The organism is Treponema sp. J25, from assembly GCF_004343725.1.
In the GTDB taxonomy this organism is placed as follows: domain Bacteria; phylum Spirochaetota; class Spirochaetia; order Treponematales; family Breznakiellaceae; genus J25.
In genome coordinates, this window is record NZ_PTQW01000005.1 from 160,103 (window position 1) to 175,688 (window position 15,586).

The 15,586-nt window shown below is 49.6% G+C and carries 10 protein-coding genes; 8 read left to right on the forward strand and 2 right to left on the reverse strand.

Annotation, left to right across the window (positions count from 1 at the left end):
- Window positions 1-5: 5 nt before the first annotated feature.
- Window positions 6-2,000: a heavy metal translocating P-type ATPase gene (locus C5O22_RS01700; RefSeq protein WP_132779464.1), complete on the forward strand. Its 1,995-nt coding sequence runs from the start codon at window positions 6-8 to the stop codon at window positions 1,998-2,000.
- Window positions 2,001-2,109: 109 nt separating this feature from the next.
- On the opposite strand, the gene C5O22_RS01705 is transcribed toward C5O22_RS01700, so the two are convergent.
- Both C5O22_RS01705 and C5O22_RS01710 read right to left on the reverse strand, forming a co-directional pair.
- Complete coding sequence (locus tag C5O22_RS01705) at window positions 2,110-3,252, reverse strand: glycoside hydrolase family 88/105 protein (protein ID WP_132779465.1); 1,143 nt, start codon at window positions 3,250-3,252, stop codon at window positions 2,110-2,112.
- Between the two features lie 207 nt (window positions 3,253-3,459).
- Window positions 3,460-6,831 carry a substrate-binding domain-containing protein gene (locus C5O22_RS01710; RefSeq protein WP_132779466.1) on the reverse strand — a complete coding sequence of 1,124 codons (3,372 nt, stop codon included), beginning with the start codon at window positions 6,829-6,831 and terminating at the stop codon, window positions 3,460-3,462.
- A gap of 252 nt (window positions 6,832-7,083) precedes the next feature.
- On the opposite strand from C5O22_RS01710, the gene C5O22_RS01715 reads away from it, so the two are divergent.
- The 7 genes from C5O22_RS01715 to C5O22_RS01745 form a co-directional block, all read left to right on the forward strand.
- The gene (locus C5O22_RS01715; RefSeq protein WP_132779467.1) at window positions 7,084-8,124 is read left to right on the forward strand and encodes a bile acid:sodium symporter family protein; all 1,041 of its coding nucleotides are present in this window, start codon (window positions 7,084-7,086) and stop codon (window positions 8,122-8,124) included.
- Window positions 8,125-8,136: 12 nt separating this feature from the next.
- Window positions 8,137-9,672 (forward strand): tagaturonate reductase, encoded by a 1,536-nt coding sequence (locus C5O22_RS01720; protein WP_132779468.1) that lies wholly within the window; start codon window positions 8,137-8,139, stop codon window positions 9,670-9,672.
- A gap of 52 nt (window positions 9,673-9,724) precedes the next feature.
- A complete protein-coding gene (locus tag C5O22_RS01725; protein WP_132779469.1) occupies window positions 9,725-11,326 on the forward strand; it encodes a UxaA family hydrolase in 1,602 nt (533 codons plus the stop codon).
- Window positions 11,327-11,468: 142 nt separating this feature from the next.
- Entirely contained in the window at window positions 11,469-12,905 is a 1,437-nt protein-coding gene (gene uxaC / locus C5O22_RS01730; protein ID WP_132779470.1) for a glucuronate isomerase, read from the forward strand.
- Window positions 12,893-13,660, forward strand: coding sequence for an IclR family transcriptional regulator (locus C5O22_RS01735; RefSeq protein ID WP_132779471.1), 768 nt, complete (start codon window positions 12,893-12,895; stop codon window positions 13,658-13,660). Before uxaC ends, C5O22_RS01735 begins: the two co-directional genes overlap by 13 nt.
- A gap of 434 nt (window positions 13,661-14,094) precedes the next feature.
- The gene (locus C5O22_RS01740) at window positions 14,095-14,679 is read left to right on the forward strand and encodes a hypothetical protein (protein ID WP_132779472.1); all 585 of its coding nucleotides are present in this window, start codon (window positions 14,095-14,097) and stop codon (window positions 14,677-14,679) included.
- A gap of 31 nt (window positions 14,680-14,710) precedes the next feature.
- Window positions 14,711-15,586, forward strand: an 876-nt coding sequence (locus C5O22_RS01745; RefSeq protein ID WP_132779473.1) for an IS5 family transposase, incomplete at its 3' end; no start/stop codon positions are given.

A 15,586-nucleotide genomic window follows, 5' to 3' on the forward strand; every position in this document is an offset into this window, starting at 1 on the left:
GTTTTATGGATGATACCACCTGCGCCGTTTGCGCGGCCACTAGTCAAAAAGAATCCTCTGAAAGCGTGTGTTCGGATATTCAGGAAAAAGGGGCCCTCAAAAAACATGGCCCTTCCCGGGAGAAGATGCTCTCAAAAGAGCAGTATCAAGAGGCCCTGGTGTTGGTTCTCTGCTTCGTTATGGCCCTGCTTGGTATCCTGTTGCATGAAGGGGTGTGGCGGTTCCCTGGCAGTATGGTTTTCTCCTATGGGATTCTGGGACTTACGTATGGGATTGCGGCCTTTCCCGTTCTGCGGGGAGCCTGGAGAAATATTCGCCGGGGAAAGGTTTTTGACGAACTGTTCTTAATGTCCCTTGCCTCACTGGGGGCCATCTTGTTAGGTGCCTGGGAAGAGGCGGTAGGGGTGATGGTGTTTTATCGAATCGGAGAGTTCCTGCAGGAATACGCGGTGCTCCGTAGTCGGCGTTCTATCCGTTCTCTTATAGCATTGCGCCCTTCTACCGTACGGATACAAAAGGATGAGGCGTGGGTAGAAGTTCCCCCCGAAACGGTCCCTGCGGGAAGTCGTATCCTCTTACGGTCAGGGGAACGGCTTGCTCTGGACAGCCGGATCCTGGAAGGCCGGGGCACCTTTGATACTTCTGCTATCACAGGAGAATCCCTCCCGAAGGCCGCGGAACCAGGGGAGGAGGCTCTGGCGGGATATATTCTCAAAGAGGGGACCCTTATTCTTCGCAGTGAACGGGCCTACACTGATTCTACCCTTGCCCGAATTCTGCATCTGGTAGAAAAAGCCCAGGAGCGAAAGGCTCCGGTGGAACTTTTTGTAAGCCGCTTTGCCCGTTATTATACACCGGTGGTGGTGATTCTGGCCCTTCTGGTTGCCCTGGTACCTCCTTTTGTAGTGCCAGGGGCCTCGTTCTATACGTGGATGTATCGGGCCCTGGTGATGCTGGTTATCTCCTGTCCCTGTGCCTTTGTGCTCAGTGTCCCCCTTACCTATTTTGCTGGCCTTGGGGGAATGGCCCGCCGGGGGATCCTTTTGAAGGGGGCGGTGGTGCTGGATACCCTGGTCAAGCTGCGCACGGTGGTGTTTGATAAGACCGGAACCCTCACCCGGGGAGAGTTTCAGGTTTCTAAACTCCAGGCTCAGGACCCCCATTCGGCGGAAGAACTCCTTACCTATGCAGCGGTTGCGACGGTCCATTCGAATCACCCCCTTTCGCGGGCTATTCAACAACAGTGGGAACGCCGGGGGCTCCCTCTGCCGCAGCCTGATGAGGGATCCTTCTATGAAATTCCGGGTCATGGAAGCGTGGTCTCTTTTAATGGAAAGGAAGTCCTCGCAGGGAACGATCGACTCCTTCATCTTAAGGAAATACCCCATACCTGTCGCGAAGATGATGCTACCACCGTCCATGTGGCACTGGCGGGAGAACTGGTTGGTTCGGTGCACCTGGAGGATCAATTAAAGCAAGATGCTCCCCGGGTAGTTCGGGAACTGAAAAAGCGGGGAGTTCAGCATATTGCCCTTTTTACGGGGGATAGCGCCGTACCAGCCCAGCAGGCAGGTGCTGCCGCAGGGGTAGATGAGGTTCACCACAGCCTGCGACCTGAGGAAAAACTCGAACGGCTCGAACGCTTGATGGAAGACGGTGAGGGCGCCCCCGTAGCCTTTGTGGGGGATGGGATAAATGATGGGCCTGTTCTCGCCCGTTCTGATGTGGGAATTGCCATGGGGAAGGGTGGATCGGATCTGGCTATCGAACAGGCGGAAGTGGTCCTTATGACCGATGATCTTTCCCGTATCCCCGAGGCAGTTGACCGGGCCCGGAAAACCCGTCGTATCGTGTGGCAAAATATCCTGTTTGCCCTGGGCGTAAAACTCGCTGTTCTTACCCTGGGTGCCGTTGGACAGGCCACCATGTGGGAAGGGGTGCTCGCTGATGTGGGGGTGGCGCTCCTGGCGGTGCTTAATGCTCTCCGGGCATATCGCTAAAGGTAAGATCACGAGGGCGGAACCCGTTCGCGGTTCTAACAATAGGAAGGTATATGAAAAAGAACTGGTGCCTTCTAATTGAAGAGCGCCAGCTCTTTTTTAGGAGATTTTACCCTTTCCTCTGGGCCCGGATAAGTTCGGCCCCTGCTAAGATAAAGGGCCCTAGTCCTTTAAAATCGTCTTCTACCACGGGCTCGCTCATGTAGTACGCAAATGAGCCATCTCGATACGGATTACCACCAAGGCCCGCCACCTTACAGATTCCACCCAGATGGGTCTTGCCCTCTGTATCGGTTCGGAGATAGCGCTTCACTATCGCGGTATACGATTCTCTGGCAGATTGAATCAACGTCTCATCGGTGAGTATGTTTCTGTTCCATGCCTTTGCCATGGTATAACAGAACATAGAGGAACAGGATGTTTCCAAATAATTTCCTGTTCTTCCTCTCTGATCTAATATTTGGTACCACAGCTTTTCTTGAGGATCCCTATACCGCAGAATCGTGGTAAGACAATCCTCTAAAATTGAACGGAGCCGTTGATATTCAGCCTGTTCTTCGGAAAAGAAGCCCAATACATCCACCAGGGCCATACAGTACCACCCCATGGCTCGTCCCCAGGCATGGGGGGATCTGCCCGTTCGAGGATCGGCCCAGAGTTGCAGGGCCCGCTCATCCCAGGCGTGCCGCAAGAGGCCTGTCTCAGGATCCAATGTTTTTTCTCGAATGTCCTGGAGATTTTTGGCTACTTCTCGCAGCAGTTCTTCTTCACCCTGAATCTGTGCCCACCGTACCGCAAAGGGGCCGTACATATACAAACCATCTAGCCAGATCTGGTGGGGGTAAATCTTCTTATGCCAATAACCACCGAGTTCGGTCCGAGGATGATCACGAAGCTGATTCCGCAGGATCTGACAGGCCTTTAGATACCGTTCGTCTTTATAGGTTTCGTACAGTTCCAGAACTATTTTCCCACTGTTTATTTGATCAAGATTGAATTCGTCTTTTTTGTATCCCTTGATGCTTCCATCGTCTAAAATCAATGTGTCTACCTGACCCTTCACATAGTGAGTTATCTTTTCATGGTCAAGAAATGGTTGTTCCTTTGATACCTTTGCAAGTTCCCAGAGAGCACAGAGAATAAGACCCGATTCATAATTCCATGCTAATGAGCCAACAGGATGGGTATTCATCACTGTAGTTGCAACGGCGGTATTCAAGGCCTCATAGGAAGCCGGGACTCCTTGTTCCATACCTACACCCCTCTCATAAATTTAATTCCTACTATACTGGCATCTTCTGACAATGTGCAGTTCCGAATTTGCATTAAACCGTCATATCTCCCTCTTATCTTTCTAATACTTATTATTTACGAACAGGAGAAATTCGCAGGAGCTCCTTTTATATTTTTTTGCTATAAGAAATCTTGTTTAAGAGAGAATAATTCCCATGAAAGCCCCTTAGAGTCCCTTTGGTTGCCCTTCTTTGCGCCGAAAAGAGAGGGGAGAACGGCCGGTGTATTTTTTGAATACCCGACAGAAATAGGCCTGGTCAGAAAATCCTACCATTTCTGCAATTTCGGAAATGGTGGCTGTTTTCTGGGTTAATAGTTTTTTGGCCATTGAAATCCGAAGGCGAATAAGGTATTCCCAGGGAGACATGCTGATTTCTTTTTTAAAAATCCGGCTTAAGTAGTCTTCACTGATGTGCACGTATTCTGCGAGTTTCCAGCGAAGGATATTTTCCTGGTAATGTTGATTCAGGTAGAGCAGAGCCCTTTTAACCAAAATACCCGTGTAGGGAGGTAAAAGACTCTTACCTTCCAAAAGTCGTTTTAAGAGGGACAGGAATTCCTGCTCCTGGTATATGCCGGCGTTAAGCAGAAGACAATTCCCCTTTGCACCACTTTGTTCCACCAGGTTTTCCTCAATTTTTTGTTCACTGAGGATAACAAAAGGAGGAGTCCCCTCTCGAACACTGGGAAGTTCCAGTATTTCTTCATAATTAGAAGGCAGTTCGGAACACAAAATAAGGTGGACCTGTCGTATCTTTTTTAGCTTTGTAGCAAGTTCTTCCGGATCTTCTGCAATCTGGATATCTAAATAATTGAGGCGAGAAAGGGTTACAATGGTTTCCCGTTTCAATTCTCCGTAAAAACGATACAGAAGAATCACCTTCTCCTGGGGAAGGGAATTTTTCTCTGAAAGATACGAGAGGATCGATTCTCCTACGACGAGAGTACTATCTTCTCGAGGGAAAAGTGCTATTGGTATTGTTTGAAAGAGGGGATCCTTAAGAATAGTGTACAACAAAACCAGGTCTTCTGAAGAAAGTGGAGAAAGAAATATCACCAGCATCGATACTTCACTGTATACCTCTTTTTTGTCGAAAAGTTCCGAAAGATCAGTAAATTCTTTCTTCCTGGCAGGATCAATGAAAATAGAAGAGGGAAAGGTTCCTGTAGAGGTTCCTACTACAAGGATTGGTCCTGACCTATCTATGATCCCTCGTCCCTGGAGAGTAGGCAAAGGAAATTTTAAAAGCCATCCCTGATTTTCTTCTTCTTGAAAGTATTCTAACATTCCTTCGTGGGCTGCCACGATCCGTTGAGCCAGAAGAAGGGCTGTTTCCTGGTGGAGGGTCCCGTTTGCAGAAAGGAGCCCCTCATGATAGATCGTTAAAACAAGGTAGTTTCCTTCTATCTTCCACAAAATCCCCTTAAGAGGCCAGAGCCCTGCCAGGGTAGTAAGAATTTCTTCTATCCGCCGGGCATCTCCCATAAGGAGGGGAGGGGTGGTCGGAGGCTCTACCTGAAACAAGGGATACTGTTTTTTCATATCTTCTTGTACTTTTTTTAGAATAGCCCCCAGAGAAAATAACCGACTCTCTATACGCAGATCCCCTACTTCTGCCCGAGAAAGTTCCAGAATATCTTTTACCAGCCGGGCTTGATGATGGAGTTCTTCCTTTATAGAGCCTATCGTAGCTTGAAGGCCTTCGCTTCTTTTTTGCTTGCCTAACGTGTCAATCTCTGTGGTAATCCTTTCTAAGGGCTGAAGAAGTTCCTGGCTTACATGGGCAAGGAAACGGCTTTTTATTTTTTCTGCCTGTTCTGCCGCTTTTTGGGCCTGTCTTAGGTTTTCGATAGCCCTGAGGCTCATAAGGCTGTTGGAGAGGGCACTTCGAATTTCTTCGTAAACGGTACCAGTGGATACCCCCATACGGAGCACGGCCCATCCCAGAAATTGTCGCTGCGAAATAAGGGGCTCTATCAACCACATGCTTCCTGGATCGTGAGGAAACAGACTTGGCGGAAGGAACTTTCCCCCTTCACAGAGGAGGGGCACTACTAATTCAAGGGGGCCCTGGTTATCGAAACCTGCAATACAGTGGCCTTCTCCCGTAGCGCTTGTTTCTATGACATATCCCTGTTTAATGCCTAAAGAGGGTAAATAGTGATGCAATACGCCCGATAATTCGGTTCTATTCTGGACATTGATGAGATCCCGTTCAAGCTTTCGAATAATCGTCCATTGTTGTTCGTTGGTCCACTCATACACCTGGTGCATGCGGAGAATCCCTTCCGAAATAATCAGACGGGCCTTGTCGAGTATCACCCGAGAGTCCTCTTGTAATGATTCAGGGAAAGAACGCTGTACCCGTTGTATCAGGTAGGTAATAACCGTTTGCCAGGGAGCAATATCCCGCCCCTTTTGGATGTGTCGTTCTATAAGGCTTTCTAATAAATCGGGGAATCGATTAGTCTCCCCGAGACAGGCCTGTTTAAAGGCTTCCAGAAGGGGAATTATCCAGGCATCCTGCTCTTCCCGGTCAGTCCCCAGGATCTGGGCAATAATAGGGGTATCTATGGGGATAAATTCGGTTAATTGCGGCGAATACCCTTCGTCACATTTACTACTCTGGACACAGAGCTGATCGTAGATATCAAGCTGAGGAATACACCCGCAGGAACGTCGAATAATAAGAGACCCCTGTAAATCCCTGCGGGGACTAATGGTTTGCCCGGTAAACAGGTGGAGTAGTTCCCGGAAGGCAATGATTGCTTGCTCTTCTACCGGAGAATCGACGGTGGTAAAAGGAGGAAAGGCAATTTTACTTTCGATAGAGTTGTTAAAGCCCCCCACCAGAAGATCCTGGGGGATCCTAAAACCCCGGCGTTGTAAGATTTCCACCGCCCGATACAATTGTAAATCGCTACAGGCAATGAGGGCCTCAAAGTCCTTCCCCGGCATAAGGTGCCGGCTATCCATGAGTTCCTGGATGCCCTGATCCCCTTCGTTCCATCCAAAGGGGGAGGAGATGCAGTTCTCTTCAAGGGGAAGCTGTTTTTTATGATGAAAGTCCCGAAACGCCCGTAGCCTATCCTGGGCAGAAAAATGTTCCCGGGGCCCCTGAATAAACGCAAAACGGCGAATCCCATGGTGGCTGTAAAAATGATCTAACAAAGAAACAAGTGCGCTGTAGGCATCGATTCGTACCACCGGTTTGCCAGGTATTTCATGAGCCATGGTAACCAGGGGGAGGTGATCAAATTGATGATGAAAATCGGTTAGATTCTCCTGGTTTACGACCCCACCTAGACTGGATGCCCAGGAAATCACTCCGTCTACCGATTCGGCGATCAGGGAGTAAATTTTGTTTCGAAGCTGCTCTTCTGTATCCTCCGCCTCAAGGCGTCCGCCGGGAAAAAGATAGAGGGTATGCTCGGTTTTTTGAACTTCTCGCATAAGAGGGGAAAGGATTTTTAAAGATGAACCACTGTGAATGTTGGCTAAAATAAGGGCGATATTTTTACCAGCCCGATGTTTCATTGAATAACCCCGTTTATCTATATTGAAATAAGATTTCAAAAAAAGCAAGGCCGGAATTATTCGTTCCTAGAGTGTGCTTGCGAAATAAGCTAAAACCGCTGCATTCTTTTAAATTCAGTAAAAAAAGAGGTTACACCTCTTTTAGAGTAGGGAGGCCTTCATAACATCACAGGATAGGGAGAACGGAATTCTACAAATTTTGTTCTTTTCCTGTGGATTGACAGGGTCTAAAAAATAACTAATACTGAAACAGTGTTTCATTATCGAGAGGATGGGATGCCTGTTCGTTATTACTTTAATCGATGGAATGAGCTTATGGAAAGGAGCATGCCTCTTTTAACCCCCGGAGGTGTGATCCTTGGCCTGGTGTTCCCATCCTTTTTTGTTGGGCTGCGCCCGGCAATTCCCTATCTTTTTGGCTGTATGACCTTTTCTGGGGCCATAAAACTCCAGGGGCGGGAACTGGCAGCGGTCTTTCGTACCCCCCGTTCCCTGCTTCTCTTTTTTGTGGGGGCCCATCTGCTGATGCCCCTTCTCAGTTTCCTGGTGGGATCCCTGGGCAATCCTGATGAACCGGCGTTTACTGCGGGGTTTGTACTTCTCTTTTCGATTCCTACGGCCGTTTCCGGATTTATCTGGAATACCATTTTTCGTGGCAATGGGGCCCTTTCGTTAAGTTTGATTGTGCTTGATACCCTTCTTGCTCCCCTCGTGGTTCCTCGAACGGTGGCGCTCCTTATGGGAACTTCGGTGGTGATTGATATGCGGGGGCTTACTCTCTCGCTGATTTCCATGGTGGTGATTCCCACCATCCTCGGGGTGCTTGCCCATGAACTGAGCCGGGGAGAGGTGCCCCGTTTGGTGGGCCCCTACCTGAATCCCTTTGCCAAACTATTTCTTGTCCTGGTGGTGGCCGCCAATAGTGCGGCGGTGGCCCCCTCTCTTAAGGTTACCGATCCCGCAGTGTATCGGATCGCCTTTTTGGCCCTTGTCCTGGGGTTTTGTGGTTTCTGGTTGGGGCGTTTCCTTGCCCGTCGGGGAAAGCTCCCGGAGGATCAACAGAGGACCCTGGTGTTTTCCGTGGGACTGAGGAATATCAGTGCCGCGGCTACCCTGGCAATCGCCTTTTTCCCCGAAAAGGCGGCCCTCCCCGCCATTATTGGTATGGTGTTTCAACAAAGCATGGCATCAGTGGCCGGGCGGTTTCTTCTTGGGAAACCGACAGCCTTTTCTGATAGTTCTGCCGAAGGGCAGGACCCCATACGATCAGTATCTACGCATAATAATCCATGAACGGAGGTAGTTATGAAACGGCTATGTGAAATACAGGCCCCTGTTACTCGCCCTGAGCGAATTCTGCAGTTTGGGGAAGGAAATTTCCTGCGGGCCTTTGTAGATTGGATGGTTCAGAAGATAAACGATCGGGGGCTCTGGAATGGTTCGGTGGTATTGGTCCAGCCCATAGCCCAGGGCCTTGCCCCCTTGATCAATCAGAATAAGGGAATGTACACGGTACTTCTGCGGGGTATCGAGAAGGGCGAGGTGGTAGAAGAGGTTACCCGGATCGATTCGGTTTCCCGCTGTATTAATCCCTACGCAGAGTACGACGCATATCTGGCCTGTGCGGAAAACCCGGATCTACGGTTTATTATTTCTAACACGACGGAGGCTGGCATTGCCTATCAGGGGGGCTGTACAAAGGATGACCGGCCGCCGGCCTCTTTCCCCGCGAAGGTGGCCCAGTTTCTGTATCACCGCTGGCGGTTTTTTAAGGGAGACCCCAACAAGGGGATAGTGCTTATTCCCTGTGAACTTATCGATCGCAATGGGGATACCCTGAAACGGGTGGTACTCCAATATGCCGCCGAATGGGGCTATGAAAAGGCCTTTACTGACTGGCTTGAAAAATCCTGTGCATTCTTGAATAGCCTGGTGGATCGAATCGTAACGGGTTACCCAAAAGAAGAAGCCCCTCTCCTGTGGGAAAAACTGGGGTACCAGGATGAACTTTTGGATACGGCGGAACCCTTTAATCTGTGGGTTATCGAAGGGGATAGCCGCTATGGAGAGGAACTTCCCTTCCATAAGGCGGGGTGTAATGTGTTGTGGGTCCCCGATATGACCCCCTATCGAACAAGGAAGGTACGCATCCTGAATGGGGCCCACACCGCCTCGGTTCTTATTGCGTACCTGGCGGGATTTAATACGGTAAAAGAGATGGTAGATAGCCCTGTCGGGAAGGCCTACCTGGAGCGACTCTTGTATCAGGAGGTAATGCCCCTACTTCCCCTTCCCAAAGAAGAGGTGGAAGCCTTTGCGGCCTCTACGCTGGAACGTTTTGCTAACCCCTATATCAAACATCGCCTCTTGGATATCAGTTTGAATTCGGTCTCTAAATATAAGGCCCGGGTACTTCCCTCTCTCTTGGAAGCCATCCAGGCGGGGAATAGCCGGGGAACTGCTCCTGCGCAGGCGGCGCCGGTCCTGGTCTTTTCTTTGGCGGCCCTTATCGCCTTTTACCGTGGTTCGGCCATGGAAAACAATGCCCTGGTGGGGAAACGGCAAGGGGAATCCTATCCTATCCGGGATGACCTCCCTGTCCTGGAAGCCTGTATGTCCTTATGGCAACAGTTTGAAAGGGCCCTCGCTGCGGGGGCTCCCCTCAACAAGGCGGCAGAGGAACTGGTACAGGCGGTTCTTGCCAGGACGGATTGGTGGGGCGAAGACCTCCGTTCCTATGGGGGCTTGCCCGACGCCGTGACCGCTGCCCTCATCCTCATCCTGGAAAAGGGTCCCCAGGCGGCGATGGAACAGGTGGCGTTCCGGGGTCGAATCGGTTAAGCCGCAGTAAACGAAGGGGGTCGGAAGGCTCCTGTGAAAGGTGGAGGTACCTATGGGTGTGCGATATCGGCTGTTATCTTCCCGGGATTCGGTGCTTGTGGCGGTAGATCCCATTCCCCGGGGAACAGTGATTACTATAGAAGATGAAAAGGGGATGCGACAGGTTACGGCCCGGGATGATATTCCCCGGGGGCACAAGATGGCCCTCCGGGATATTCTTCAAGGGGAAGAGATTATCAAGTATGGGTATCCCATTGGACGGGCCAAAACGGCTATTCCTGCGGGAGGCTGGGTACATACCCACAGTTGTGGAACCCAGCTTGAGGGTACCCTGGAGTATAGCTATCGCCCTGCAGAGGAAACCATGGAAGCCTTTGTCCGTCGTATGGTTCCGCTGACGAAGGACCTTCCCCGAACCTTTGCAGGATATCGTCGTTCTAATGGGAAGGTCGGGGTCCGCAACGAAATCTGGATTATTCCTACCGTGGGCTGTGTGAACCAGATCGCAGAACTCGTGGCCCAGCGGGCCCGGGAGATTCTTGCCCGGGAAGGCTTGCTCGCAGAAAAGGAAAAAACTGGATCGGCGTCCGTTGCTGGCGGAGCCTCGACGGGTCAGATCGATGGGGTTTTTACCTTTCCCCATCCTTATGGCTGTTCCCAATTAGGAACCGACCATGAAACCACCCGCCGGATTCTCGCAAACCTTACGCTGCATCCTAATGCGGGAGGGGTGTTGGTCCTGGGCCTGGGTTGTGAGAATAACACCGTCTCGGAGTTTAAAAAGCTCCTGGGAAATTTTGATGAGCGGCGGATCCGTTTCCTCGTGGCCCAGGAACTCCAGGACGAGGTGGAAGAAGCCCTGCAAGTAGTCCTGGATCTGGCCCGGCAGGCCGCTGAGGATCGACGGGAAGAAGTGCCGGTCTCCGAACTGGTGGTGGGTCTTAAGTGTGGCGGTTCCGATGGGTTTTCAGGGATCACCGCTAATCCCCTGGTGGGAACCTTTTCGGATCGCCTGGTGGCCCTGGGGGGAACCACCATTTTGACGGAGGTTCCCGAAATGTTTGGGGCCGAGACTATTCTCATGCAGCGCGCCCGGGACCGGGAAATCTTTGAAAAAACCGTGCACCTTATCAACGATTTTAAAGAATACTTTATCCGCCATGATCAGGTGGTGTATGAAAATCCCTCGCCGGGTAATAAAGAGGGGGGCATTACCACCCTGGAAGATAAATCCCTGGGCTGTGTCCAGAAGGGCGGCACCGCTCCGGTCTGTGGGGTCTATCCCTATGGAGGTATGGTGGATACCCATGGGCTCGTCCTGCTTTCTGGACCGGGGAACGACATCGTGTCGGTTACGGCCCTTGCGGCGGCGGGGGCCCACCTGGTACTCTTTACGACAGGAAGGGGGACGCCCCTGGGAGGTCCCGTCCCCACCGTAAAAATAGCGAGTAACACCGCCCTGGCGGAGAAAAAGCCCCACTGGATCGATTTTGATGCGGGGCGCCTCCTTGACCTGCCGGGGCGGGAGGAACGGATCAACCTGGAAAACGAGTTCTATCGTCTGGTCCTTGAAGTTGCCAGTGGGCGCCCCACGAAAAACGAGATAAATGGGTATCGGGAAATTGCCATCTTGAAAGATGGGGTTACCCTGTAAGCGGGTCTAGGCGAGAAGGGATGCTCAAACGCCTGGGTTCCTTGGGGATCCTGAAAAGAACGAGAAGAACGTGCCCCGGCTTGGAGGAGAACTGAAGGGCCATCCCCTCGGTTCATAAGAACACGAAAGGAGAGAAGTGCCGATGAAACGATTCATGGATAAGGATTTTTTGCTAACCACTAAAACTGCCCGGTGGCTGTACCACGAGGTGGCAGCCCAGGAGCCGATTTTTGATTACCACTGCCACTTGAATCCAAAGGAAATTGCCGAAAATCGACGATTTTCGAATCTTACTGAAATATGGCTGGGGGGCGACCACTATAAGTGGCGGGCCATGCGGTCCAATGGGATCGATGAGCGCTTTATTACCGGTGATGCATCTCCCTATGAGAAATTTCTTGCCTGGGCCAGAACCATTCCGGAGACGCTGGGAAATCCCCTGTATCACTGGACCCATCTAGAACTCCAGCGGTATTTTGGGATTTATGAACCCCTAAACGAGGGGACCGCTCCTGCCATCTGGGAAAAGGCGAATGGGGCCCTCGCTTCAGATCCGGACCTGTCGGTATACGGGATCTTTAAAAAATTCCGGGTCTATGCGGTGGGGACCACCGATGATCCCGCCGACGATCTTGCCTGGCATGACGAAATTCGCCGATCAGGAAAAACCATGACCAAAGTGCTTCCTTCGTTTCGTCCCGATAAGGCCCTGAATATCCACCTTCCCGGCTTTGCGGACTATATCCAGAAGTTAGGTTCCGTGGCGGGCCGCTCAATCCGTACCCTGGCGGACCTCCTCCAGGTTTTAGAAGAGCGGATCCGCTACTTTGATGAGCGGGGATGTCGGGCCTCGGACCACGCCCTGGAGTATCCACCCTTTGAGCTTGCCAGTGATGGCCACGCCGGCGCAGGATGGGAAGCGGAGGTCCAGCAGATCTTTGTTCGAGCCCTGGAAGGGGCGTCCTTGAGTCGGGAGGAAAGCGACCGGTATCGGACCTTTGTGCTCCTGTTCCTCGCGGGAGAATATAAGAAACGGGGCTGGGCGATGCAGTTGCACCTGGCGGCGATCCGGAACAATAATTCCCGCATGTTTGCCCGGTTGGGTCCCGATACGGGTTACGATGCGGTTCATGATCATCCCGTTACCGCAAACCTGGCGGCCCTTCTTAATTTGATGGAAGGGGAAGGGAAATTACCCAAGACCATTCTGTATAGCCTTAATCCAAAGGATTATTATCCCCTCGGAACCCTGATGGGGTGTTTCCAGGGAGAGGGAATTCCTGGTAAAATACAACTTGGATCTGCCTGGTGGTTCTGCGATCACCGGGATGGGATGGAAGAACAGATGCGGGTCCTGGGAAATTTGGGGCTCCTTCCCCGTTTTATTGGGATGCTTACCGATTCCCGGAGTTTCCTTTCCTATCCCCGGCATGAATATTTCCGGCGGATCCTCTGTAATCTCCTGGGTCAGTGGGCCGAAGCGGGAGAAATCCCGCGGGATCGGGCGCTCCTTTCCCGGGTGGTGCAGAATATTTCCTTCCGGAACGCACAGGGGTATTTTGAAGGATGGGACAAATAAAAACCATCAGTGCCGTAGAACGGACCTTTACGATTTTAGAAAAACTTTCCCTGGTTTCTAGCTCGAGCCTCGAAGACCTGGCTCGGGCAAGTCATCTGGCCAAACCCACGGTGTACCGGTTTTTGCAGACCCTGCGGGAGTTGGGCTATGTTCGTAAAGATGAAGGGGACCGGTGGTTCCTGACGATGAAGCTCTTCTCAGTGGGGTCCCGGGCGCTGGACCATATTCAGCTTCCGGTGGTGGCCAAGCCCATCTGTGAGGAACTCTCCCGTTCTTTGGGCGAAACGGTGCACCTGGGTATTCTGGATGAAGATGAGGCCCTCTACGTGCTTAAGGTGGAATCCCGCTATACTATCCGGATGTATTCCCGGGTAGGGAAACATATCCCCCTATACTGTACCGCTATTGGGAAAACCTTTCTTGCCTATATGCCTGAAAAGGATCGGGAGACGATTCTTTCCCGTCTGAAACTTATTCCCTTTACTCCCCATACGATAAAAGAACGGGAAGCCCTTTTTAAAGAACTTTCTGAGATTTGCCAGTATGGTTATGCCCGGGACCAGGAAGAACATGAGGAGGGGATAACCTGTATCGCCGCTCCTATTTTTGACGGATCCTCCACGGTGGTGGCGGCCCTGAGCGTTTCCTGGCCGGTTTTCCGCTTTGAGCCCGCCGAGTTAGGCAGTTATATCGGGGCAATCAAGAAGGCCGCTGGAGAGATTAGCAAAATCCTGGGGTATATAGAAAAGGGGTAGGGAAAAGAAATTCTTAGGATGTGAGTAAAGGGATGTTATCTTCTTTGAAAATAATAGAGCTAAAAAAGTGTATTATTGATGATAATCCTGTAAGCAAGAGCTAATCAAAATCTCTTTATTTCAAGTATCTTTATCAAACTAATTATTAATGACAATTGTCATTCAAGACTTTCTAGTTCTTGTAAAATTTAAGAATTAATAGTATCATATAAACAATGAGATAAGAAGTTGTAGTATAAAGGTATCAGGAACATTAGAATGGTTATAAAAGATTTCTAAGGGTATAAATGGATAGAGTTGAATAATAGAATGAAGACCCCAACTTTTTAGGTTGAGTTTGTTTGATGTTTTTGAAAAGGTTCAAAACTTACCATCTTGCACGATTCCTTCTGATTCTGGTTAACTTTGTTACTTTATTATTTATATGTTGGGTTATGTTGAAAACAACGGATATAATCTGTTTGCATAATGACGCTAGAACCATCCTGGAACGGCTTAAGGCTGTTCCTTTTCATCCCGTTAAGTCATTTTGGGTAGCAAGTCTTCTATACCTAGTGATATTGGGATCCCTTTTCCCTAGAGAAATAATGTATGAAGACATCGATAAAATAGTTGTTATATTTCTGAGTTTCCTTGAACTAATAATTTCGATATTGATTCTTGGTATATTAAATTTTAGTTTTAAATATATTTTATTAGTTCCTATAGCGAATGGAATTACCTATCTCCCTGATCGATGGTGGAAATCCTTTTTTACCGCGATTGTTGTATTATGTTTTATTTTTATTGATTATCAAATTATTTCTATAGGGTTTTATACTTTTTCTATAGAAGACTATGTTCATTATTATTCTACTGTTACCACAGCTTATATTTTGGGATTGAGAAATATTTTGTTTTTTATCAGTGAAGCTTTGTTTATAATATTTATTGTTCTTGAATTGCAAAATGTTCTTGAGGAATCACAACGAATTAAGGCTTTGAATAAAGAATTAAAAGAAAATAAAAGGCACCTCTAAAAACTCGAAAGATCTGATATAATTAGGAAGTATGAAGCAGCGAGGATTTTTTGATGAACAAGATCGGCTGGAAGAACTCAGTCGGTTGGGGGATCCATTAGAACGGCTTAATAGGGTGATAGACTGGGAAGTATTTCGGCCCTGTTTGAATAAGGTTTTCAAGAAAGAAGCGAAGGGGCCCGGCGGGAGACCCCCCTTTGATTATGTCCTGATGTTCAAGATTTTAATTCTGCAACGGCTGTATGGGATTAGTGATGCGCAAGCGGAGTTTCAAATAAAGGATCGATTAAGTTTTATGCGATTTCTGGGGTTGAGCTTATGCGATAGGGTTCCCGATGAAAAGACGATATGGTATTTTCGGGAACGGCTGGTGCAAGCGGGTAGTATTGATACACTGTTTTATCGATTCACGCACCAGTTAGAGGAAGCGGGTCTTATCACCCGAACGGGGAGTATTGTGGATGCATCATTTGTGGATGTTCCCCGACAACGAAACTCACGAGAAGAGAATGAGACGATCAAGAAGGGAGAAGTCCCGTCAGAGTGGGAGAAAGAGGAATACAAACACAAACGAGCTCAGAAAGATGTCGATGCTCGCTGGACAAAGAAAAATGATGAGACCCATTTTGGGTATAAGAATCACGTGAAAGCGGACAAGGATAGTAAATTGATTGTGAAATATGAGGTGACCTCCGCGGAAGTACATGATAGTCAGGTTTTAGGACAGCTTATAGAGCCAAAGAAAGACCAGGTAGTATATGCTGATAGTGCCTACAAAGGAGCAGAGATAGAACGATGTCTTGGGGAGGAGATAGAGAATCAGATATGTGAGAAGGGCTATCGCAACAGACCGTTGAGTCCAGAACAGCAACAGAAAAACACGGCGAGATCAAGAATCCGGGTACGC

What these genes read in the sequence shown, in the direction of transcription:
- C5O22_RS01700 (WP_132779464.1), top strand. Translation starts at nt 6, where the DNA reads ATGGATGATACCACCTGCGCCGTTTGCGCGGCCACTAGTCAAAAAGAA.
- C5O22_RS01705 (WP_132779465.1), bottom strand. Translation starts at nt 3,252, where the DNA reads ATGGAACAAGGAGTCCCGGCTTCCTATGAGGCCTTGAATACCGCCGTT.
- C5O22_RS01710 (WP_132779466.1), bottom strand. Translation starts at nt 6,831, where the DNA reads ATGAAACATCGGGCTGGTAAAAATATCGCCCTTATTTTAGCCAACATT.
- C5O22_RS01720 (WP_132779468.1), top strand. Translation starts at nt 8,137, where the DNA reads ATGAAACGGCTATGTGAAATACAGGCCCCTGTTACTCGCCCTGAGCGA.
- C5O22_RS01725 (WP_132779469.1), top strand. Translation starts at nt 9,725, where the DNA reads ATGGGTGTGCGATATCGGCTGTTATCTTCCCGGGATTCGGTGCTTGTG.
- uxaC (WP_132779470.1), top strand. Translation starts at nt 11,469, where the DNA reads ATGAAACGATTCATGGATAAGGATTTTTTGCTAACCACTAAAACTGCC.
- C5O22_RS01735 (WP_132779471.1), top strand. Translation starts at nt 12,893, where the DNA reads ATGGGACAAATAAAAACCATCAGTGCCGTAGAACGGACCTTTACGATT.
- C5O22_RS01740 (WP_132779472.1), top strand. Translation starts at nt 14,095, where the DNA reads ATGTTGAAAACAACGGATATAATCTGTTTGCATAATGACGCTAGAACC.